The sequence below is a fragment of the Pseudomonas sp. H1_A03 genome, from assembly GCF_054685145.1.
This window is the reverse complement of sequence record NZ_CP162829.1, coordinates 5,281,638-5,303,755: the sequence shown is the minus strand read 5'-3', so window position 1 is coordinate 5,303,755 and position 22,118 is coordinate 5,281,638. Positions and strand designations below refer to the sequence as shown.

The window sequence follows — 22,118 nt, the reverse complement described above, 5'->3', positions numbered from 1 at the left end:
TAAACCTGGCGCCTGCTACCCGAGCATCGCCTCAACCTCTGCAAGCGTGACCTGCGGGACCACACTGTCCGGAATTCTTGAAATGTCAGACAGGTTATAAACCATGAAGTCCTCGCCCATGACCTTTTTGGACATCAACTCAAGCGACGGCAGTATGCGTGTGAAGTAGTGTTGGTCCAGTCCGCAGGGAGAGTTTTTCGATTCCTGGGTCTCGTAAAACCTTCCAGCGTTTTGGTCCAGATCCACCCCGACAAGAAAAACCTTGTTGAATCCAACGTGGAATGCCAACTGTATCGCCAGATAGGCCACGGTTCGTGCATCAAAAAAGCCCTGGCTCATGTCTTTACTGAATCCCAGCGGTCTTTTGCGATGGGGCAGCAAGGGATGATTGACGACCAGCGTGCGGCGTCTACCCAGTATCGAATCCAGCCAGGAAGGTCTTTTAGCTTTGGTCAGCGGGTATAACCGTCCTGCTGGGAGAGCACGCGACGATCGCGCGTGGTCTTCCCAAAGCGCGACCCTCTGGCTGATCGCCATGGCGTGTTTGAATAATTCCGGCTGCTGTTCGGAAAAACTTCTATCCGTGCAGGCATAAAAATACGGTTTGACGTCGGTGTCCTGAAACATGGAGATAGCGCCATTCATCGTGATCATCGGCACGTGCGCAAATTTCTCGAGAGGAAACGACTTTGCCGATGCGCCTGAAGCAATGATGAAAACGGCACCTGTCTCAATGTGCCGACAAGAACCGAAATCCTGCGTAGTCAGGCAACGTTTGTTTGAACGCTGTCGCGCTGAATCTGGCGTGTGCAAAGCCTGCTTGATGTTGCCCACAGGCTTCGCATTGACGAGGGACGTCTGTTTCATCGGGCCCTACCTTGCGGCTAAATGTAAGTACGTATATCAGCCGACCCGATGACGGCTACTGAGTTCCCTTTACACCGTGCCCACCTCTCAGAACACTGAGGTGCGCACCGATTTGTTGTCCTTGATACGGCACCGGAAATACGTTTCCGTGCCACCGGTGATCAGGATGTTGCCATCCAACCGTACGTGTTACTTGTGCCCACGGATGGGGCGTTCATGAGCCATTTCGTAGCAATTTCCTACGTAAGCCTTCCTTTTATCCTTCGGCATTTCCAATCTATTCACTCTGAATCAATCACTTGGCTCATCTCGGCAAAGTTGGCACACATTCTGCTTTTTTTGTATCCGTGGATAATTGGATACAAAAATTCAAAAGGTACTGCCGATGCAATTTGCCCCTGCTTATGTTGACCGTCAGCCTCTCACCGCGGAGGAGGAGGCCTACAACTTCCTGCTCGATGCTATTTGTGGTGGTCGCTATCGCAAAGGCGACCGGCTGATCGCCGAAGACATCGCCAGCGAGATCGGCATGAGCCGCATGCCGGTACGCGAAGCCTTCCGCCGCCTGGATGCACAGGGCCTGGTGACGTTGCGACCGAACCGTGGCGCCATCGTCAGCGGGCTGGATATCGACGAATTGCACGAGGTGTTCGAAATGCGCAGTGCCCTCGAAGGCCTGGCAGTGCGCGTGGCGGTGGGGCGTATCGGCGAGCGTCAGTTGGCGGCGCTGGAGCGCATGCTCGATGAGATGGACGACTACCGCGACGAAAGCGCCGCGTGGGTCAGCCGCCACCGCGCCTTCCACGAATACCTGTGCAGCCTCAGCGGCCGGCCGCGCCTGTTAAAGCAGATATCGGCGCTCTATTCCCTGGTGGAAGCGCCCATGCGCCTGTGGCTGCAACACGGCGAAAAACCCCTCAGCGCACGCCAGGAACACGCGGTGATCCTCGATGCGATTCGCGCCGGTGACGCCGCTCGCGCCGAAGCCGTGGTGCGCGAGCACATCGAAGGCACCGTGCCGGCGCTGATCCAGTTCCTGCAAGCCGAAAAATAACAAAGACCTGCTGTGTTTTGACGTTGAGTCCTGCCCCCCGTTGTACCCACGAATTGGAGTGTCTGGTCATGCATAAACGCCGCGCCTTGCTGGTGGCTGTCTCCCTCGGTCTCTGTAGCCAATGGGCCTGCGCTGCACCGCAGGTGCCGGATCGCCTGTTAACGGTCGACAAACTCACCTACTGCTCGGGGATGGATTCTCCGCCCCTGGTGTCCTTCGACGAAGCGCAGAAACCGCGTGGGCTCACGGTCGACCTCGGCCTGGAGATCGCCAAGCGCCTGGGCGATAAAAAGGTGCAGTGGCGGGTCATCCCTTTCTCCGGGCTGGTGCCGGCGCTGCTCGCCCAGCAGTGCGACATGATCGTCGACCAGCTGTTCGACAAGCCCGAACGCCGCCAAGTGATCGACATCGTCAACTACATGTATTCCAGCCAGTCGGTAGTGGTGCCCAAGGGTAATCCCAAAGGCATCAAGACCCTCGATGACCTGTCCGGGCACAAGGTTGCCGTACTCAACGGTTCTACCATCAAGACCCTGCTGGACACGCAAAACGACAACCTGGCCAAGGCCGGCAAGCCGCCGATGAAACTGGTGGTCTACAACACCGACACCGATGCGTTCCAGGCCCTGCGCATCAGCCAAGTGGACGCCTACGGCACCACCGTGGAAACGGCCGGCTACTACGCCGCGATGGCCCCGGACCTGTTCCAGGAAGGCGTGCCGGCGTTCAGCCGGATCCTCACTGGCCTGGGCGTGCGCAAGGACGACCCGCAACTGACCGCCGCCGTGCAGCAAGTGATCAGCGACATGCGCAGCGATGGCAGCTACGTCGCGTTGCTGAATAAATGGCATGTCAGCAGCGACACTCTCGACTGAGGTTTCCCGCAATGAACTTCAATTGGGATGTGTTCTGGCAGTACCTGTTGCAGCCCAGCGGGGTGTACCTCACCGGGCTTTGGCTGACCTGCCTGATCGCCGTGTCGGCGATGCTGCTGGGCTGCGCGCTGGGGCTGGCGGCGGCGTTGTTGCGCTTGTCAAAGAACCCGCTGCTGCACCTGCCGGTGCGTTTTTATGTGTGGTTGATGCGCGGCACGCCGTTGCTGGTGCAGATTGTGTTCCTGTACACGGCGCTGGCGGCGGGCGGGATTTTCCGCTTTGAGGATATCGATCTGTTTGGCCTGGTTGTCCCCGGCAACATCCAGGCGGCGATCATTGCGTTGGGCCTGAATGAAGGAGCGTACATGGCTGAGATCATCCGGGCCGGCATCGGCGCGGTGGACAAGGGCCAGTACGAGGCCGGACGTTCACTCGGCATGGGTTTCGCCAAGCTGATGCGGCGCATTGTGCTGCCCCAGGCGTTCCGGGTGATCGTGCCGCCGCTGGGCAACGAGTTCAACGTGATGCTCAAGAACACCACCCTGGTCAGCGTGATCGGCGTGCAGGAGCTGCTGCTCAGCACTCAAATGGTCACCTCGGCAACGTTCCGCGTGTTCGAGCTGTACCTGGTGGTGGCGATCTACTTCCTGATGCTCACCACGCTGTGGGGCTTTTTCCAGCGCTGGCTGGAGGCGCGTTTCGGCCAGTCCGATCGGCCTTCCGCGCCACCGCCGGCAGCCAGCCGCATGTTCGGGCGCAACACCCTTAAATTGCTGAGGGGACGCTAACCATGGCGCACCAAAGTGAAGAACTGATCATTGAAGCGCTGGATATCCACAAGTCGTTTGGCACGCTGCAGATCCTCAAGGGCATCTCGCTGCAAGTACGGCGCGGCGAAGTGGTAGTGCTGATCGGCGCCTCGGGCTCTGGCAAGACCACCTTTATCCGTTGCATCAACCTGCTGGAAGACATCCAGGGCGGGCGCATCCGCGTCAACGGCCGCGCCATGGGCTATCGCGAGCGCAGCGACGGCAGCCTGGTACGCGATTCGGAGCGCAACATTGCCCGCCAGCGCCGCGACATTGGCATGGTATTCCAGCGCTTCAACTTGTTCCCCCATATGACTGCGCTGGAAAACATCATCGAAGCGCCGATCCAGGTCCTCGGCACGCCACGTGCCGAAGCGCTGGAACAGGCGCGTGGCCTGCTGGCGCGAGTAGGCTTGGCGGACAAGGCCAGCCACTACCCATCGATGCTTTCCGGCGGCCAGCAGCAACGGGTCGCCATCGCCCGCGCCCTGGCGATGAAACCCCAGGCCATGTTGTTCGACGAACCCACCAGCGCCCTCGACCCTGAAACCGTCGGCGAAGTGCTGCAGGTGATGAAGGAGCTTGCCGAGGAGGGCATGACCATGGTGGTGGTCACCCATGAAATGGGCTTTGCCCGTGAAGTGGCGGACCGCGTGGTGGTGCTCGACCAGGGCGAACTCATCGAACAAGGGCCGCCGGAACAGATTTTCAGCCACCCCAGCCACCCCCGTACCCGGGCCTTTCTCAGCCGCGTGTTATGAGCCCGCTAATAAACCTTTGTGTTGAAGAGCCTTTGCCATGTTGAAATTCTCCGCTCACGAGTACCCCTATCCCTCGCAACGCCAAAGCGTGTTTGCCAAGCGTGGCATGGTCGCGGCGTCCCAGCCCCTGGCCGCCCAGGCCGGCATCGAGATCATGCAAAAGGGCGGCAACGCTATTGATGCCGCCATCGCCACGGCGGCCGCGTTGACGGTGGTCGAGCCCACTGGCTGCGGCCTGGGCGGCGATGCGTTTGCCCTGGTCTGGTGCAAAGGCCAGTTGCACGGCCTGAACGGCAACGGCCATGCGCCGGCGGCCCTGAGTATCGAGACGGTCAAGGCGGCGGGGCACGATCAAATGCCGCTGTACGGGTGGACCCCCGTCACCGTACCGGGCTGCCCATCGGCTTGGGCCGAGCTGTCGCAACGCTTCGGCAAGTTACCGTTTGCCGAGTTGCTGCAACCGGCGATCAGCCTGGCGCGGGACGGTTTCCCGCTGTCGCCGGTGGTTGCTCATCAATGGCAGATTGCGCTGGATGAGTTCACGCCTCATCGCGACCCAGTGCTGGCTGCCTGGTTCGACACCTTCCTGATCGACGGTTGCGCGCCGCGAGCGGGGGAGATTTTCCGCAACCCGGCCCAGGCCCGCACCCTGGAAGAACTCGCCGCCACTCGCTGCGAAAGCCTGTATCGCGGCGCCCTGGCCGAACGCCTGGACGCCCACTCCCGCGCCAGCGGCGGCTACCTGCGCGCCAGCGACCTCAAGGACTACCGCGCCCAGTGGGTGGAGCCGATCCACATCAACTACCGGGGCGTGGATGTCTGGGAAATCCCACCCAGCGGCCAGGGCCTTGTGGCGCTGATGGCGCTGAATATCCTCGAAGGCTTCTGCTTCGATCACCGCGACAGTCAACAAACCTGGCACCGCCAGTTGGAGGCGATGAAACTCGCCTACAGCGACGGCCTGCACTACATCACCGACCCGCTGCACATGCGCTTGGCCGTCGCCGATCTGCTCAGCGATGACTACAGCACCCGTCGCCGTAGCCAGATCGGTGAACAAGCCCAGCCCCCGAAACCCGGTGACCCCCACGCCAGTGGCACGGTCTATCTGGCCACGGCGGACGCCGAAGGCAATATGGTCTCGTTCATCCAGAGCAACTACCACGGCTTTGGCTCCGGTGTGGTGCTGCCCGACAGCGGCATCGCCCTGCAGAACCGTGGCCAGGAATTCAGCCTCGATCCTGCCCACGCCAACTGCCTGGCGCCGGGCAAGAAAACCTTCCACACCATCATTCCCGGCTTCCTCACCAAGGACGGCCAGGCGCTCGGCCCGTTCGGTGTGATGGGCGGCTATATGCAGCCCCAGGGCCATGTGCAGATGGTGATGAACCTGGTGGACTTCGGCCTCAACCCGCAAGCGGCCTTGGACGCGCCGCGCTGGCAATGGCTGGGCGACATGAAAGTCGGCATCGAGCAGGGCGCCTCCCGCGACCTGGCCAATGCCCTGGCGCGGCGCGGGCATCAGGTACAAGTCGCCAGCGACCTCACCGACTTCGGGCGCGGGCAGATCATCCTGCGTGATCCGGTCAGTGGTGTATTGTGCGGCGGCACCGAGCCCAGGGCGGATTCAACGATCGCAGTGTGGTAAGCGAAAAAAATTGGCGGAGCTTGTCCCTTTTTTTCATCTCGCCTGTCATTCCAGGCAAGTGAACAATATCGAGAGCTTCCGCCAATGCCTGTAGTCCGCCCCTTGCTGAAACTGAGCCTGCTGCTGAGCCTCAGTGCCAGCCCGTTATTCGCTGCCGTCAGCTATGCCGAAGACACTGCCGCCCGCCGCAGCTACCAGGTGCCGGCCGGCAGCCTGAGCGCGGCACTCACCCGGTTTGCCGGGTTGGCAGGCGTCAACCTGTCGGTAGACCCGGCCCTGGTCAGCGGTCGCACCAGCAGTGGTTTGTCCGGTGAGTACGCCGTAGAGGAGGGCTTCGCCCGCTTGCTGCAAGGCTCCGGCCTGCAACTGCAACCCATGGGGGCACAGGCCTACATGTTGGTGCCGGTGCCGGATGGCAGCAGCCTGGAACTGGCGCCGACCTCAATCCTTGGCACCACCGGCCTGTATGACGGCGACACTTACGCCGGTGGGCAAGTGGCGCGCCGTGGCTCGCAGGGTTTGCTGGGCACGCGGGACTTTATGGAAACCCCGTTCAGCATGACCACCTACACCGCTGACGCGGTGAAAAACCAGCAGGCGCGCACCTTGGGCGACCTGATCGCCAGCGACCCGTCGGTACGCGCCACCAACCCGGCCGGTGGGCGTTATGAGCAGTTCACCATTCGCGGTTTCAGCCTGTTCAACAGCGATGTGTCGTACAACGGTCTCTATGGCGTACTGCCGACCTACACCATCGACATGGAAATGGCCGACCGCGTCGACATCTTCAAAGGCCCCACCCAGTTGATCAACGGCATCTCACCGCGCGGCAGCGTCGGTGGCGGCATCAACGTAGTGCCCAAGCGCGCCACCGACAAGGACATCAACTCGTTTACCGGCAACTGGGCCTCCGACAGCCAGGCTGGCGGCGCGGTGGATGTGGGCAGACGCTTCGGTGAGGACAACAAGTTCGGCATCCGCTTCAACGGCGTGAAGCAGTCCGGCGACACCGAGTGGGACCACCAGAGCGTCGACCGCGAAATGGCTGTGTTGGGCCTGGACTTTCGCGGCGAGCGCCTGCGCCTTTCCACCGATATCGGCCACACCGAACGCGACACCGATGCACCGCAAGAGCGCGTGCAGGTGGCGGCCGCAGCGCCGGTGCCCAGCGCCAACGATGTGCGCCGCAACTACGCGCAATCCTGGAGCAAGGCCAGCACCAACGACACCTTTGGCACGGTCAACGCTGAGTACGACCTCAGCGATAACGTGATGCTGTATGGCGGCATGGGCGCGCGTAAAAGCAACCACGACTTCCTGCGTCATGCGGTGTCCGTCACCAATGCGGCTGGCGCGTTCACTGTGCAGCCGCGGGATTTCACCCGCGATGAAAACGTACGCACCTACACCGCCGGCGTGCGCAACTGGTTCCATACCGGGCCGGTGAGCCATGAGGTCAACCTGGCGGCCAGCTACTTCGACATGGACTTCACCAACGGCGGCGCCCGCTACGGGACGGCGACGAGCAACCTCTACAACCCGGTGCAAACGCCGACGCCGTCCACGGCGATACGCCAGGACGCCAAGGTCTACACCGAAAACAAATTCAGCGGCGTGGCCTTGTCCGACACCCTGGGGTTCTTCGACGACCGCCTGCTGCTGACCCTCGGCGCGCGTTGGCAGCGCGTCAAGGTGGATGACTGGAGCGACGGTGTCAAAGGCGACACCGCCTACGACGAAGAAAAGGTCTCGCCGTCCGGTGGACTTCTGTTCAAGGCCACCGACAAGCTGTCGCTGTACGCCAACTACATGGAAGGCCTGAGCCAGGGCAAGATCGCGCCGTCGACCTCGAGCAACGAGGACGAAATCTTCCCGCCGTTCATCAGCCGCCAGGTGGAAGTGGGCGCCAAATACGACGCCGGCGCCTTTGCCGTGACCGCCGCTGTGTTTCGCATCAAGCAGCCGGCCTATGAAACCAACACCGCCTCGCGGTTGTTCGGCCCCAACGGCAAGCGTCAGAACTCCGGTGTGGAGCTGAGTGTATTCGGCGAGCCGCTCAAGGGCGTGCGCCTGCTGGGCGGGGTGATGTACATCGACAGCGAGCTGAAGGACACCACCAACGGCGCCTGGGACGGCAACCGCGCCCCGGCGACGCCTAAATACAACGTTAACCTGGGCGCCGAATGGGATGTGCCGGGCCTTGAAGGCCTGACGTTGACCAGCCGTGGCATCTATTCCAGCTCGCAGTACCTGGACCAGTCCAACGTCAAGGAAATCGATGCGTGGAACCGCGTCGATGTCGGCGCGCGGTATGGGTTCAAAGTGGATGACAAGCACATCACCTTGCGGGCGAATGTGGAGAACGTCGCCGATAAGCGCTACTGGAGCTCGGCCGGGGCGTCGGATGACAGTGAGCCGGGGTTGACCTTGTCGACACCGCGTACCTACCTGCTGTCAGCCACCGTCGACTTCTAGCGGGTGTACACCGATCAAAATGTGGGAGCAACTGTCTTGATGGTTTTCATCAAGCCATTTTTTCCAGAGGCGGCAACGCTCCCACGGCTGTACTCCGTGTAACTGCTTTAGGAAATAGCTACCGCAGGATTTTAGGCGGCGTGCTCTTTCCATTCAGATCCATCACGGATCATTGCGTTTAGGCGTACCAGCAAAACACGCATACACGCGATGAGTGCCACTTTGGCGCATTTTCCTTTCTCGCGCAGCGCCTTATATCGCGCGGCAAACTCAGGCTGAAACCGGATCACTGACCAACAGGCCATATACAGTGAACGCCTCGCGGCGAACCTGCCGCCGCTGATATGACGCTTGCCTTTGTGCTTGCCGCTATCGTCGTTGTAGGGCGCAGTGCCGCTCAATGCTGCAATCTGATGTCTACCCACCTCGCCTAGCTCCGGAAGATAGGACATCAAGCTGGCCGCTGTAACAAGTCCTATGCCTTTGACTGAGCACAGAAGAGCTACTTTTTTACGATCCAGACGTTCTGTACTTTGGCGGATCAGGCTTTCCAGCTCCTTCAGCACTTTTTGCAAATAGTCGATATGACTCTGCAGCGCAGGCTTGACCACGTCAGAGGAGGCCGTTTTAAGCCGCCGTTTGTCGTCATCTCTTTGCTGAACAAAGTGCTCTCGCTGTTGGACTAGGGCGCGCAAATCATCCTGCTCGGCGCTGGTAACCCGGCTATCGGGCGATTTGATGACCGCTGCGAACTGCGCAAGAAGGCGTGCATCTATCGGATCGGTTTTGGCTTGTTGCCCCATAGCCCGGGCAAAGCTTTTGGCTCGGCCAGGGTTGATCCGTATGACTTCAAAGCCCGCAGCTTGAAGCGCTTTCATGACTTTGCGCTCGTAACCGCCAGTGGCCTCCAGCAACACTCGACCCACGCGATGCAGGGTTAGCCATCCAATTAACCCAGGAAAATCACTCTGCGAATTGGAACAACTCATCGCTACATCCAGTTGATCAACCCGAATCTCGAGGCTACCGCTGGAGACATCAATACCTGCTGGATAGGAAAACATAGCCAAATCCTCTTACACTCAAGGTGAGAGCGCTCTGGCTTGGCCCACGCTTGTAACTGTTCGAGGTGGGCTCGTTCAACTGTTCGGGCTCAATGACCAGAGTGGAGAGGTGAGTGACAGCATGGGCTCCCACACGTGCTTTAAGCACTTCGGGCATTCAGCTTGTCACTCACCGCTCTCACCTTCAGTTTAAGCCTGGTTCAAGACACAAGCGGGCTTGCTCGCGAATGCGGTGTGTCAATCACCGCATTTATCAACTGACAGACTGCATTCGCGAGCAAGCCCGCTCCCACATTTTTGACCGCATTCCAATCATAAGAAATATTGCCTGAGGAGATCCCCATGAACGCTGCCCTCGACGTTCTGCAATCCACCCATCAGCACATCAACCGCGACCGCCTGTGGCAGTCGTTGATGGACCTGGCCAGACTCGGCGCCACCCCCAAGGGCGGTGTGTGTCGCCTGGCGCTCACCGACCTTGATCGCAAGGCCCGCGACCTGTTTGTGCAGTGGTGCGAAGAGGCGGGTTGCACCGTGACCGTCGACGGCATCGGCAACATCTTCGCCCGTCGCCCGGGACGCAACCCCAACCTGCCGCCAGTGATGACTGGCAGCCATATCGACACCCAGCCCACCGGCGGTAAGTTCGACGGTTGCTTCGGTGTGCTGGCGGGTGTGGAGGTGCTGCGTACGCTCAATGACCTCAACGTTGAGACCGAGGCGCCATTGGAAGTGGTGGTGTGGACCAACGAAGAGGGTTCGCGCTTTCCGCCCTGCATGATGGGCTCGGGGGTGTTTGCCGAGAAATTCACCCTGGCGGACACCCTGGCCAAGGTGGACGTGGACGGCGTCAGCGTGGGCGACGCGCTGAACGCGATTGGCTATGCGGGTTCGCGGCCGGTCAGTGGGCACAAGGTAGGCGCCTATTTCGAGGCGCATATCGAACAGGGGCCGATTCTTGAAGACGAGAAAAAGACCATTGGCGTGGTGCTGGGCGCCCTTGGGCAAAAGTGGTTTGACCTGAAACTGCGCGGGGTCGAAGCGCACGCGGGACCGACACCGATGCACCTGCGCAAGGATGCCCTGGTGGGCGCGGCGGCGGTGGTGGCGGCGGTCAATGCGGCGGCGCTTGGGCATCAACCGCATGCGTGCGGCACCGTTGGCTGCCTGCAGGCTTACCCCGGTTCGCGCAACGTCATTCCGGGGGAAGTGCGCATGACCCTGGACTTCCGTCACCTGGAGCCGGCGCGGCTGGACTCGATGATTGCCGAAGTACGCAAGGTGATCGATGAAACGTGCGCCAAGCACGGTTTGAGTTTCGAGATGGAACCTACGGCAGATTTTCCACCACTGTATTTCGACAAGGGCTGCGTGGACGCTGTGCGTGATGCCGCGAATGGGCTGGGGTTGTCGAACATGGACATCGTCAGCGGGGCAGGGCATGACGCGATCTTTGTTGCCGAACTGGGCCCGGCGGGGATGATTTTTGTGCCCTGTGAAGGCGGCATCAGCCATAACGAAATCGAAAACGCCGCACCGGATGACTTGGCGGCGGGGTGTGCGGTGCTGCTAAGGGCGATGGTGGCCGCGTCGGCGGCCATCGCCAGCGGCAAACTGGCGGCCTGAATGGCGTCCGCTCAGGCCAATTCGGTGGCGGTGTTTTTCACCACCGCCAACTCCGGATGCGCCACCAATTTATCAATGTGCAACTCGTCATTGTTCAACCAGGTCTCGGTCAGCACCCGGTAGTGCTCCATGTCCCGGCAGCGCATGCGCAGGCTGTAGTCAAACGGGCCGCTGATCAGCTGGCACTCGAACACCTGCGGGCAGGCCTTCACACACGCTTCGAAGGCTTTTTGCGCCGAACGCCCGCTCTGGTTGGACAAGGCCACCAACACCAGCAACGACAGGCCTGGTGAGACCATCTGCACATCAATGATCGCCCCATACCCACGGATCACCCCGCGTCGCTCCAGCTTGCGCACCCGCTCCAGGCACGGCCGAGGCGTGAGGTGCACCAGCGACGAGAGCTTTTCGTAGGTGATACGCCCCTGGTGCCGCAGCACTTCGATGATGGCTTCATCGATGCGGTCCAGCGCGGGGGAAGAATGGGGTCCGTTGGCCTTGGTATCCATGGGGTTCACTTCAAACGGTTGAGAAAAAATGGCGGCAAACGTCTCGCGTTTGCCGGACCCGTCACATGGTACGGCCTTCCTCCGTCAACGTCTGTATGCGGTTGAGGGCTTGCAACACGCCTCAGGCGCGCTTTTTCTGTTGCACGCGTGGTTGCTGCGCCAGGCGTGCGAACAGGTCTTTCGGGTCGGCCAGGTCCGGCACCAGCTCCAGGTCGCTGCCCACGTCCAGCGCCTTGGCCACGTCCAGCACGTAGCGCAGGGCCGAGTAATCTTCGATGGCAAACCCCACCGAATCGAACAGGGTCACTTGGTGCGTATTTTCGCGGCCGGGCTGCTGGCCGTTGATCACTTGCCAGAGTTCGGTCACCGGCGAATTGTCCGGCATGTGCTGGATTTCACCTTCGATGCGGCTTTGCGGTTCGTACTCAACGATCACCCGGGCGCGCTCGACGATACGTCGGTCCAGCTCGGTCTTGCCAGGGCAGTCGCCACCGACCGCGTTAAGGTGCATGCCGGGTTCGATCATGTCATCGGTGAGGATAGTGGCATAGGCCTTGTCGGCGGTGACGGTGGTGACGATGTCCGCACCTTTCACGGCTTCGGCCACGCTGCCGGCCAGGATCACCTTGATCGCCGGGAACGCCTTGAGGTTGGCCGCCAGTTTGGCGGTGGCCTTGGCATCGATATCGAACAGGCGGATCTCATTGATGCCAAGCATGGCATGGAAGGCCAGGGCCTGGAATTCGCTCTGCGAGCCGTTGCCGATCAGCGCCATGCTGCGGCTGTTGTCGCGGGCCAGGTAGCGGGCGACCAGGGCCGAGGTGGCGGCAGTGCGAATCGCGGTAGTCAGGGTCATTTCCGCCAGCAGCACCGGTTTGCCCGTGTCGACATCGCCCAGCGCGCCGAAAGCCATCACGGTGAGCATGCCGGCCAGGGTGTTCTTAGGATGGCCATTGACGTACTTGAAGGCATACAGCGACGCGTCGGATACCGGCATCAGTTCGATCACGCCATCCGGCGAGTGGTTGGCCAGGCGCGCGCATTTTTCGAAGTCCTGCCAGCGCAGGTAGTCAGCGCGGATGTACTCGGCCATCTCGGTGATGCAGGTGGACAGGCTTTTTTGCGAGACCAGGTAGCAGAGGTCGTTGACGTCGATGTAGCGGGTCATGTGAGGCTCCTTGTTATTCGAGGGGGCATTCAGCGTTTTCTGCTGCGCGTGAGGCGGCACCGCAGGCAAGTACAGTCGGGTTATTGTGTGGGTTATCGGCGGATTATCCCGGCTGAAACGCAGGGATGGCTCAGCCGGGAAAGCTGAAAAGGACAGTGGCGCAGCCGAATCGGCTGTTTAGTCTGAAGTGCACTAAAAATGTGGGAGCTGGCTCGCCTGCGATGGCGCTGGGTCAGTGCCGCAGATGTCGACTGACGGACCGCCATCGCAGGCAAGCAAGCTCTCACATTGGTATGGTGGTGGTTGTTATAGCTGTGTCAGTCAGGAGGAATCATGTCGACCGCCGTACGTCTTGCCCAACCCGCCGATGCCGAGGGGATCAGCCAGGTCATCCTGGCGGCTTTGCACAGCAGCAATGCACGGGATTACCCGGCGGATGTGATTGCGCGGGTTGCGACCCATTTTACCCCGGAGGCCGTGCTGGCGCTGCTCACGCGCCGGGTGGTGCTGGTGGCGATCAAGGATCAGGTGATCGTTGCCACGGCGGCCCTGGACGCCAATGTAGTGCGCTCGGTGTTCGTCAATCCGGCGCTGCAAGGGCAGGGCATTGGCCGGCTGTTGATGATCGAGATCGAACTGCGCGCCCGTGAGGCCGGGGTGACGGTACTGAGTGTGCCGTCATCGCTGACCGCCGAGCCGTTCTATACCAAACTGGGGTTTCACACCGTGCGCGATGTTTACCATGGCAACGAGCGCACGTTGGTGATGGAAAAGGCGCTGCTGTCCCGGCATCCCATCGGCCCGTATCGCGACCGTCAGCATCGGGCGCAGGTGGTTGCGTTATGGCAGGAGGCTTTTGGTTACGAGACGGCGCATAACGTGCCAAGCCTGGCGATCGATAAAAAGCTGGCGGTCAACGATGGGCTGTTTTTCGTCGCGACGGATAAAAAGGCCGTGATCGGTACTGTGCTTGCCGGGTATGACGGGCATCGTGGGTGGCTGTATTCGGTGGCGGTGCACGCGGATTATCGGCGGCATGGCCTGGGTTCCTCGCTGGTGAGGCATGCGGAACAGGCGTTGACTGCCTTGGGTTGTATGAAGATCAACCTGCAGATCACCGGGGGGAATGATGCGGTTGTGGGGTTTTATGAGGCGCTGGGGTATGGGGTGGAGCCGAGGATAAGTATGGGGAAGAAGCTTTTGGGGAATATTCCGGCTCAATCCTGAGAACACCGGAAACAAATGTGGGAGCTGGCTTGCCTGCGATAGCGGTGTGTCAGTCAATATTGACAGTGACTGATCTACTGCTATCGCAGGCAAGCCAGCTCCCACAGGGTTTTGTGGTGTAGCGTGTGTAGCGGGTGTTCTGGTTAGACCTTGACGATCCAGCCTGCTGGGGCTTCGACTTCGCCGGTCTGTACGCCGGTCAGCTCTTTGTAGAGCTTCTGGGTGATCGGGCCGACTTCGGTTTCGCTGTGAAACACGTGCAGCTTGCCGTTGTACTGGATGCCGCCGATTGGCGAGATGACCGCAGCAGTACCGCAGGCGCCGGCTTCCTTGAACTGGTCCAGCTTATCGATGAGCACTTCGCCCTCGACCACTTTCAGGCCCAGGCGGGTCTGTGCCAGTTCGATCAGCGACAGGCGGGTGATGCCTGGCAGCACCGAAGGCGACTTCGGCGTGATGAACTGGTTGTCGTGGGTGATCCCGAAGAAGTTGGCCGAGCCGACTTCTTCGATTTTCGAGTGAGTCATCGGGTCCAGGTAGATCGCATCGGCGAAACCGGCTTTTTTCGCTTCCGAACCTGGCATCAGGCTGGCGGCGTAGTTGCCACCGACCTTGGCGGCACCGGTGCCTTGTGGCGCGGCGCGGTCGAAGGTGGAGATCTGGAAGTTGTGTGGCACCAGGCCACCTTTGAAGTAGGCGCCGACCGGTATCGCGAACACCGAGAAGATGAACTCCGGTGCGGTACGTACGCCGATGTTTTCACCAGTGCCGATCACGAATGGGCGCAGGTACAGCGCGCCGCCACTGCCGTACGGCGGGATGAACCGCTCGTTGGCCTTGACCACTTGTTTGCAGGCGTCGATGAACACGTCGGTCGGCACATGCGGCATCAGCAGACGGGCGCAGCTGCGCTGCATCCGGGCGGCGTTCTGGTCCGGGCGGAACAGGTTGATCGAGCCGTCCTTGCAGCGGTAGGCCTTGAGGCCTTCGAAGCATTGCTGACCGTAGTGCAGGGCGGTGGAGCCTTCGCTGATGTGCAGCACGTTGTCGTCGGTCAGGGTGCCTTCTTGCCATTCGCCGTTTTTCCAGACCTGGAGAAACCGCTTGTCGGTCTTGATGTAGTCAAAACCCAGCTTGTCCCAATTGATGCTTTCGTTACCCATGACACCCTCTATCTCTGGTCAACCGCCTGGTCAGAAGCAGGCTTGTCGGTTTTTTACTGGATGGGCGCAACAATACTTCATTCTTGGCCGGTGTGGGAGCAGGTGGGTGGGCCATTCAGCCTGTGTATTGGCTGATCCGCCGCTATCGCAGGCAAGCCAGCTCCCACATTTGGATTGCATTCTCCTGTGGGAGCTGGCTTGCCTGCAATCGCCTCGCTGCGGTTTTACAGGTGTAGCGCGTGGCCCAGGGCCCTTAAGGCGGCTTCCTGCACGGCCTCGCCGAGGGTCGGGTGGGCGTGGATGGTGCCGGCAACGTCTTCCAGGCGTGCGCCCATTTCCAGGCTCAGGCCGAACGCGGTGGACAGTTCCGAGACGCCAACGCCAACCGCTTGCCAGCCGACGATCAGATGATTGTCACGGCGTGCAACGACGCGCACGAAGCCGGTTTTAGACTCCAGGGTCATGGCCCGGCCATTGGCGGCGAACGGGAAGCTCGACACGATGCAGTCCAGGCCGGCAGCCGTGGCCTCGTCTGGGGTCTTGCCGACCACCACCAGCTCCGGGTCGGTAAAGCACACCGCCGGGATCGCGGCCGGGTTGAATTCGCGGGATTGACCGCTGATCAGTTCGGCCACCATTTCGCCCTGAGCCATGGCGCGGTGCGCAAGCATCGGTTCGCCGCTCAGGTCGCCGATGGCCCATACGTTGCGCATGCTGGTCTGGCAGTGGTTGTCGATCTTGATCGCCGCACCGTTCATGTCCAGGTTCAGCGCTTCGAGGTTCCAGCCTTGGGTATTGGGTTTGCGGCCTACGGCGACCAGCACCTGGTCCGTTTCCAGCGACAACGTGTCGCCATTCGGATCGCGCACTTGCAGGCAGTTGTCCGCAAAACCGGTGACGCTGTGCTTGAGGTACAGTTTTACCCCCAGTTGCTTGAGGGATTCATTCACAGGTTGGGTCAGTTCGGCGTCATAGGCTGGCAGGATGCGGTCCTGGGCCTCGACCACACTGACCTCGGCGCCGAGCTTGCGGTAGGCAATGCCCAGCTCCAGCCCGATATAACCCCCACCTACCACGATCAGCCGCTTGGGCACGCGTGTTGGCGCCAGGGCTTCGGTGGAGGAGATGATCGGCCCGCCAATCGGCAGCATCGGCAAGTTGACGCTTTTCGAACCGGTGGCCAGCAATAGATGTTCGCACTGAATGCGTTGGTCGCCGACGTCGACGGTCTTGCCGTCCACCACCGTGGCCCAGCCGTGGATCACTTGCACCTTGTGTTTCTTCAATAGCGCAGCGACGCCCGTGGTCAGGCGGTCGACGATGCCGTCTTTCCATTCCACGCTTTTGCGGATGTCCAGGGTCGGCACATCCACTTCAATGCCCAGTTTCGAGCTCTGGCTGTGGTGGATGGTTTGCTGGAATTGCTCGGCCACGTGGATCAAGGCCTTGGACGGAATGCAGCCGATATTCAGGCAGGTGCCGCCGAGCGCCTGGCCTTCCACCAGGATGGTTTGGATGCCCAGTTGGCCGGCGCGAATCGCTGCCACATAACCGCCAGGGCCGCCGCCGATAATCAGCAGCGTGGTATTCAAGGTCTGAGACATGCCTTACTCCAGAAACAGGCTGGCGGGTTGTTCGAGCAGGCCACGAATGGCCTGGATGAATTGCGCCGCGTCCATGCCATCGACCACGCGGTGATCGAAGGAGCTGGAGAGGTTCATCATCTTGCGCACCACGATCTGGCCCTTGATCACCATTGGCCGTTCGACGATGCGATTGACGCCAACGATGGCCACTTCTGGCAGGTTCAAGACCGGCGTGCTGACGATGCCGCCGAGTGCACCCAGGCTGGTCAACGTGATAGTGGAACCTGACAGCTCATCGCGGCTGGCCTTGCCATTGCGCGCGGCGGTGGCCAGGCGTGCGATTTCCTCGGCATTGCCCCACAGGCTGCGGGCTTCGGCGTGACGTACCACCGGCACCATCAAGCCGACGTCGCTCTGGGTGGCGACGCCCACATGCACCGCGCCGAGGCGGGTGATGACCTGGGCTTCGTCGTCGTAGCGCGCATTGATCTGCGGGAAGTCACGCAGGGCCACAACCATGGCGCGGACGATGAATGGCAGCAACGTCAGCTTGCCGCGCGTGGCGCCGTGTTTTTCGTTGAGGTGCACACGCAGCTCGTCGAGGGCGGTGACGTCGATCTCTTCCACATAGCTGAAATGCGCGGCGCGCCGGGTGGCGTCCTGCATGCGCTGGGCGATCTTGCGGCGCATGCCGATCACTGGGATCTGTTCCTCGTTGTTGCGTTCGGCGTAGGGGTTGGCTGCGTTTTTATTTTGCGTCGGACCCTGGAGCAAGTAAGCGTCCACATCTTCGTGCAGAATCCGGCCCGCCGGGCCCGAGCCCTGGACCAGGCGCAGCTGAATCCCGGCGTCCAATGCGTGTTTGCGCACAGCCGGGGAGGCCAGCGGGCGGTCGTCGGCTTCACGTGCAACAGGCGCCGGGGCCGCGATCACCGGTACAGGTTTGCTCTCAACCGCCACCGGCGCAGGCTTGGCCTCCACCACAGGGGCGGCCTTCGGCGCTTCCTTCGCGGCGGGCGCTTCCTTGGCGTTGCCGGCACCTTCCACTTCAATACTGATCAAGATACTGCCCACGGCCATGACTTCGCCTGGCTCGCCGCCGAGGGAAATCACCTTGCCATGCACCGGCGAGGGGATATCCACCATCGCCTTGTCGGTCATGACATCCGCCAGCACCTGGTCTTCGACGACCATGTCGCCGACCTTCACGTGCCAAACCGACAATTCAACTTCTGCGATGCCTTCGCCAATGTCCGGCATCTTGATAACGTGCGTGCCCATTCAGACCTCCATGACCCGTTTCAACGCCGCGCCCACTCGGGACGGGCCTGGGAAATACGCCCACTCCTGCGCGTGCGGGTAGGGGGTGTCCCAACCGGTCACGCGTTCGATCGGCGCTTCCAGGTGGTGGAAGCAATGCTCCTGAACCAGCGCTACCAGCTCGGCGCCAAAGCCGCAGGTACGGGTGGCTTCGTGCACCACCACACAACGACCGGTCTTTTTCACCGACTTGACGATGGTTTCCAGGTCCAGTGGCCATAGGCTGCGCAGGTCGATGACTTCGGCGTCGATGCCGGTTTCTTCGGCGGCGACTTGCGACACATACACGGTGGTGCCGTAGGTCAGCACGGTGACGGCCGAGCCGGGACGCACGATGGCGGCCACGTCCAGCGGCACGGTGTAATAACCGTCCGGGACTTGCGCTTGCGGGTGTTTCGACCACGGGGTTACCGGGCGGTCGTGATGGCCATCGAACGGGCCGTTGTACAGGCGTTTTGGCTCAAGGAAGATCACCGGGTCATCGTTTTCGATGGAGGCGATCAGCAAACCCTTGGCGTCATACGGGTTGGACGGCATGACCGTGCGCAACCCACAGACTTGGGTGAACACCGCTTCGATACTTTGGCTGTGGGTCTGACCACCGTAGATACCGCCGCCACACGGCATGCGCATGGTCAACGGTGCGGTGAACTGGCCGGCCGAGCGATAACGCAGACGTGCGGCTTCGGAGATGATCTGGTCGGTGGCGGGGTAGACATAGTCGGCGAACTGGATCTCGGCGACCGGGCGCAGGCCGTAGGCACCCATGCCCACCGCCACGCCGATAATGCCGCTTTCGGAGATCGGCGCGTCAAACACGCGCGAGCTGCCGTATTTGGTCTGCAAGCCTTCGGTGCAACGGAATACGCCGCCGAAATAGCCCACGTCCTGACCGAAAACCACCACGTTGTTATCACGCTCAAGCATCACGTCCATGGCTGAGCGCAGCGCCTGGATCATGGTCATGGTAGTGGTGGTCATGGCGGTTTCCACTTCAATACTGTTGTTGTGATCGTTCATGTCAGATCCCCAACTCTTGACGCTGGCGCTTCAAGTGCTCCGGCATCTCTTTATAAACGTCTTCGAACATGGTCGCGGCGCTTGGAATCTGGCCGCCGGCGAGGGTGCCGTACTGTTCGGCTTCTTTCTGCGCCTTGACCACTTCGGCCTCAAGTTCGGCACTGATTACCGCGTGTTCCTCTTCGGACCACTGGCCAATGCGGATCAGGTGCTGCTTGAGGCGGGCAATCGGGTCGCCCAGGGGGAAGTGGCTCCAGTCATCGGCTGGACGGTATTTCGACGGATCATCAGAGGTGGAGTGCGGCCCCGCGCGGTAGGTGACCCACTCGATCAGCGTCGGCCCGAGGTTGCGGCGCGCACGCTCGGCGGCCCAGGCGGAAGCGGCGTACACCGCGATGAAGTCGTTACCGTCCACGCGCAGGGAGGCGATACCGCAACCCACGCCGCGTCCGGCGAACGTTGTGGCTTCACCGCCGGCAATGGCCTGGAAGGTGGAGATGGCCCACTGGTTATTCACCACGTTGAGAATCACCGGCGCCCGGTACACGTGGGCGAAGGTGAGGGCCGTGTGGAAGTCGGACTCGGCGGTGGCACCGTCGCCGATCCAGGCGGAGGCGATCTTGGTATCGCCCTTGATCGCCGAGGCCATGCCCCAGCCCACGCCTTGGACGAATTGGGTGGCGAGGTTGCCGGAAATGGTGAAGAAACCGGCGTCTTTTACCGAATACATGATCGGCAACTGGCGACCCTTGAGCGGGTCACGCTCGTTGGACAGCAGTTGGCAGATCAGGTCCACCAGTGGCACGTCGCGGGCCATCAGGATGCTTTGCTGGCGGTAGGTGGGGAAGCACATGTCGTCGATGTTCAAGGCCAGGGCCTGGGCGCTGCCGATGGCTTCTTCGCCAAGGCTTTGCATGTAGAACGACATTTTTTTCTGACGCTGGGCGACCACCATGCGGTTGTCGAAGATCCGCGTCTTGAGCATGGCGCGCATGCCTTTGCGCAAGATCTCGACGGGGACACCTTCGGCCCACGGGCCCAGGGCCTGGCCCTGGTCGTCGAGCACGCGGATCAGGCCTTTGGCGAGGTCGGCGGTGTCGGCAGGTTCTACGTCGATGGCGGGTTTGCGCACCAGGCCCGCGTCGGTCAGGCGCAGGTAGGTAAAGTCGGTCTTGCAGCCTGGGCGGCCCGAGGGTTCAGGGACGTGCAGGCGCAGTGGTTCATACTGCTGGGTCATGGCTTTCTACGCTCTATCTTGTGAATTTCTTGTAGTGGGCGCGCTAGCTGACAGTCAGTCTCCGGATAGGAGAAATCTTGTCCTACAACAATCATAGGCGGGGCGTAGAAGAATATTTATCTGTGTTTCATTGCGCTCGGGATCATTTGCGGATAAAAAAACTGCATAACCATAATAAACAGGTGATTTTGTCTCATGCGCAAACTGGACCGTACTGATATCGGCATTCTCAACGCCTTGCAGGAGAACGCCCGCATCACCAACGCCGACCTGGCCCGCTCGGTCAACCTGTCGCCCACGCCGTGTTTCAACCGGGTGAAGGCGATGGAGGAATTGGGCTTGATTCGCGAGCAGGTGACCTTGCTGGACGCCGACCTGCTGGGGCTGCACGTCAACGTGTTCATCCACGTCAGCCTGGAAAAACAGAATGAGCTGGCGTTGCAACAGTTCGAAGGCGCAATCGCCGACCGCCCTGAAGTGATGGAGTGCTACCTGATGGCCGGCGACCCGGACTACCTGATTCGCGTGCTGGTACCGACGATCCAGTCACTGGAACGCTTCATGATGGACTTCCTGACCAAAGTGCCAGGCGTCGCCAACATCCGCTCCAGCTTTGCCCTCAAGCAAGTGCGTTACAAAACCGCACTGCCGCTACCCGCCAACGGCATCAACCTGGGTTCCTGAACACCACCGATCTCACTGACCAAACACAGTCCAAAATGTGGGAGCTGGCTTGCCTGCGAAAGCGGTGTGTCAGTAGCAAGTGAGCCAACTGGCCCACCGCTATCGCAGGCAAACCAGCTCCCAGAGGGTTAAACATTTCAAAGTTGATTGAGTGGGATCTTCAGGTAAGTCACCCCATTGCTCTCTGCCGGCGGCATATTCCCCGCTCGCACGTTCACCTGGATCGCCGGCAACAGCAACGTCGGCATCCCCAGCCCCGCATCGCGCGTTGTACGCATCTCTACAAATGCCGCCTCATCCACCCCGTCATGCACATGAATGTTACCCGCGCGCTGCTCAGCCACGGTTGTCAGGCATTTCGCCTCACGCCCCTCAGGCGGGTAGTCGTGGCATACGTACAATTCAGTCTCCAAAGGAAAGGCTAGCAACGTGCGCATCGACGCATACAGCTGCCGCGCATCCCCACCGGGAAAATCACACCGCGCCGTACCCACATCCGGCATGAACAACGTGTCACCCACCAGAATCATTCGATCGTCGATCAAATAGGCCATGTCCGCCGGCGTATGCCCAGGCACGTGCAGGGCCTGTGCCTTGATGTTGCCGATATAAAAGATTTCATCCGGCGCAAACAAGTGATCGAACTGCGAGCCGTCGGCACGAAACTCCGGTTCGAGGTTGAACAGGTTCTTGAACACGCCCTGCACTTTGCTGATGGACTGACCGATGGCGATCTTGCCGCCCAGCGTGCGGCGCAAGTACGGCGCGGCGGACAGGTGATCGGCATGGGCATGGGTTTCCAGCAGCCATTGCACCTGCAAGCGATGTTCACGCACATAGGCGATTACTTTGTCGGCCTGGCGTGTGTCGGTGCGCCCGGAGGCCGGGTCGTAATTGAGCACCGAGTCGACGATGGCACAGGGGCCATCATCCGCTTCATGTAGGACATAGGTGTAGGTCGACGATGCCTCATCCAGAAAGGCTTGAATCAACGCGGGCATGGCGGCGGTCCTTGGTAGCGGATT

General features: G+C 60.9%; 19 protein-coding genes. 9 read left to right on the top strand and 10 right to left on the bottom strand.

Annotated elements, in window-relative coordinates; all coding sequences use genetic code 11:
* Nucleotides 1–15: 15 nt before the first annotated feature.
* A complete protein-coding gene (locus tag AB4O35_RS24425) occupies nucleotides 16–867 on the bottom strand; it encodes a lipopolysaccharide biosynthesis protein (RefSeq protein ID WP_065890675.1) in 852 nt (283 codons plus the stop codon).
* A gap of 385 nt (nucleotides 868–1,252) precedes the next feature.
* Between AB4O35_RS24425 and AB4O35_RS24420 the strand changes: the two genes are divergently transcribed.
* From AB4O35_RS24420 to AB4O35_RS24395, 6 genes are all read left to right on the top strand, one after another.
* Nucleotides 1,253–1,921, top strand: coding sequence for a GntR family transcriptional regulator (locus tag AB4O35_RS24420; RefSeq protein ID WP_065874059.1), 669 nt, complete (start codon nucleotides 1,253–1,255; stop codon nucleotides 1,919–1,921).
* Nucleotides 1,922–1,989: 68 nt separating this feature from the next.
* Nucleotides 1,990–2,796: an ABC transporter substrate-binding protein gene (locus tag AB4O35_RS24415; protein ID WP_065874058.1), complete on the top strand. Its 807-nt coding sequence runs from the start codon at nucleotides 1,990–1,992 to the stop codon at nucleotides 2,794–2,796.
* 11 nt (nucleotides 2,797–2,807) lie between these two features.
* Entirely contained in the window at nucleotides 2,808–3,584 is a 777-nt protein-coding gene (locus AB4O35_RS24410) for an amino acid ABC transporter permease (RefSeq protein ID WP_065874057.1), read from the top strand.
* Nucleotides 3,585–3,586: 2 nt separating this feature from the next.
* Nucleotides 3,587–4,366 (top strand): amino acid ABC transporter ATP-binding protein, encoded by a 780-nt coding sequence (locus AB4O35_RS24405; RefSeq protein ID WP_015884888.1) that lies wholly within the window; start codon nucleotides 3,587–3,589, stop codon nucleotides 4,364–4,366.
* A gap of 37 nt (nucleotides 4,367–4,403) precedes the next feature.
* The gene (locus tag AB4O35_RS24400; protein ID WP_065880895.1) at nucleotides 4,404–6,014 is read left to right on the top strand and encodes a gamma-glutamyltransferase family protein; all 1,611 of its coding nucleotides are present in this window, start codon (nucleotides 4,404–4,406) and stop codon (nucleotides 6,012–6,014) included.
* 84 nt (nucleotides 6,015–6,098) lie between these two features.
* Nucleotides 6,099–8,489: a TonB-dependent receptor gene (locus AB4O35_RS24395; RefSeq protein ID WP_065890678.1), complete on the top strand. Its 2,391-nt coding sequence runs from the start codon at nucleotides 6,099–6,101 to the stop codon at nucleotides 8,487–8,489.
* Between the two features lie 131 nt (nucleotides 8,490–8,620).
* Here AB4O35_RS24395 and AB4O35_RS24390 read toward each other — a convergent pair whose 3' ends face one another.
* Nucleotides 8,621–9,553, bottom strand: coding sequence for an IS110 family transposase (locus AB4O35_RS24390; RefSeq protein WP_065945948.1), 933 nt, complete (start codon nucleotides 9,551–9,553; stop codon nucleotides 8,621–8,623).
* A 342-nt stretch (nucleotides 9,554–9,895) separates the two neighbouring features.
* Between AB4O35_RS24390 and AB4O35_RS24385 the strand changes: the two genes are divergently transcribed.
* Nucleotides 9,896–11,179 (top strand): Zn-dependent hydrolase, encoded by a 1,284-nt coding sequence (locus AB4O35_RS24385; protein WP_065872353.1) that lies wholly within the window; start codon nucleotides 9,896–9,898, stop codon nucleotides 11,177–11,179.
* An 11-nt stretch (nucleotides 11,180–11,190) separates the two neighbouring features.
* Here AB4O35_RS24385 and AB4O35_RS24380 read toward each other — a convergent pair whose 3' ends face one another.
* Complete coding sequence (locus AB4O35_RS24380) at nucleotides 11,191–11,688, bottom strand: Lrp/AsnC family transcriptional regulator (RefSeq protein WP_016974875.1); 498 nt, start codon at nucleotides 11,686–11,688, stop codon at nucleotides 11,191–11,193.
* Nucleotides 11,689–11,809: 121 nt separating this feature from the next.
* On the bottom strand, nucleotides 11,810–12,856 hold the full coding sequence (locus tag AB4O35_RS24375) for an ornithine cyclodeaminase (RefSeq protein ID WP_065872352.1): 1,047 nt from the start codon (nucleotides 12,854–12,856) through the stop codon (nucleotides 11,810–11,812).
* Between the two features lie 333 nt (nucleotides 12,857–13,189).
* On the opposite strand from AB4O35_RS24375, the gene AB4O35_RS24370 reads away from it, so the two are divergent.
* A complete protein-coding gene (locus tag AB4O35_RS24370; RefSeq protein ID WP_083207137.1) occupies nucleotides 13,190–14,083 on the top strand; it encodes a GNAT family acetyltransferase in 894 nt (297 codons plus the stop codon).
* A 143-nt stretch (nucleotides 14,084–14,226) separates the two neighbouring features.
* Here the strand turns inward: AB4O35_RS24370 and AB4O35_RS24365 are convergent, their stop codons facing one another.
* The 5 genes from AB4O35_RS24365 to AB4O35_RS24345 all read right to left on the bottom strand — a co-directional run bounded on the left by AB4O35_RS24365 (nucleotide 14,227) and on the right by AB4O35_RS24345 (nucleotide 20,409).
* Nucleotides 14,227–15,246, bottom strand: a complete 1,020-nt coding sequence (locus tag AB4O35_RS24365) for a branched-chain amino acid aminotransferase (RefSeq protein WP_065872351.1) — start codon at nucleotides 15,244–15,246, stop codon at nucleotides 14,227–14,229.
* 224 nt (nucleotides 15,247–15,470) lie between these two features.
* On the bottom strand, nucleotides 15,471–16,850 hold the full coding sequence (gene lpdA / locus AB4O35_RS24360; protein ID WP_065872350.1) for a dihydrolipoyl dehydrogenase: 1,380 nt from the start codon (nucleotides 16,848–16,850) through the stop codon (nucleotides 15,471–15,473).
* Nucleotides 16,851–16,853: 3 nt separating this feature from the next.
* A complete protein-coding gene (locus AB4O35_RS24355) occupies nucleotides 16,854–18,113 on the bottom strand; it encodes a dihydrolipoamide acetyltransferase family protein (RefSeq protein WP_065872349.1) in 1,260 nt (419 codons plus the stop codon).
* Nucleotides 18,114–19,172, bottom strand: coding sequence for an alpha-ketoacid dehydrogenase subunit beta (locus tag AB4O35_RS24350; protein ID WP_049709033.1), 1,059 nt, complete (start codon nucleotides 19,170–19,172; stop codon nucleotides 18,114–18,116).
* Nucleotide 19,173: 1 nt separating this feature from the next.
* Nucleotides 19,174–20,409, bottom strand: coding sequence for a 3-methyl-2-oxobutanoate dehydrogenase (2-methylpropanoyl-transferring) subunit alpha (locus AB4O35_RS24345; protein WP_065872348.1), 1,236 nt, complete (start codon nucleotides 20,407–20,409; stop codon nucleotides 19,174–19,176).
* Nucleotides 20,410–20,604: 195 nt separating this feature from the next.
* Here AB4O35_RS24345 and bkdR point away from each other — a divergent pair, with 195 nt between their 5' ends.
* Nucleotides 20,605–21,093 (top strand): Bkd operon transcriptional regulator BkdR, encoded by a 489-nt coding sequence (gene bkdR / locus AB4O35_RS24340; RefSeq protein ID WP_065872347.1) that lies wholly within the window; start codon nucleotides 20,605–20,607, stop codon nucleotides 21,091–21,093.
* 137 nt (nucleotides 21,094–21,230) lie between these two features.
* On the opposite strand, the gene AB4O35_RS24335 is transcribed toward bkdR, so the two are convergent.
* Entirely contained in the window at nucleotides 21,231–22,094 is an 864-nt protein-coding gene (locus AB4O35_RS24335; RefSeq protein WP_065872346.1) for an MBL fold metallo-hydrolase, read from the bottom strand.
* Nucleotides 22,095–22,118 lie beyond the last annotated feature (24 nt).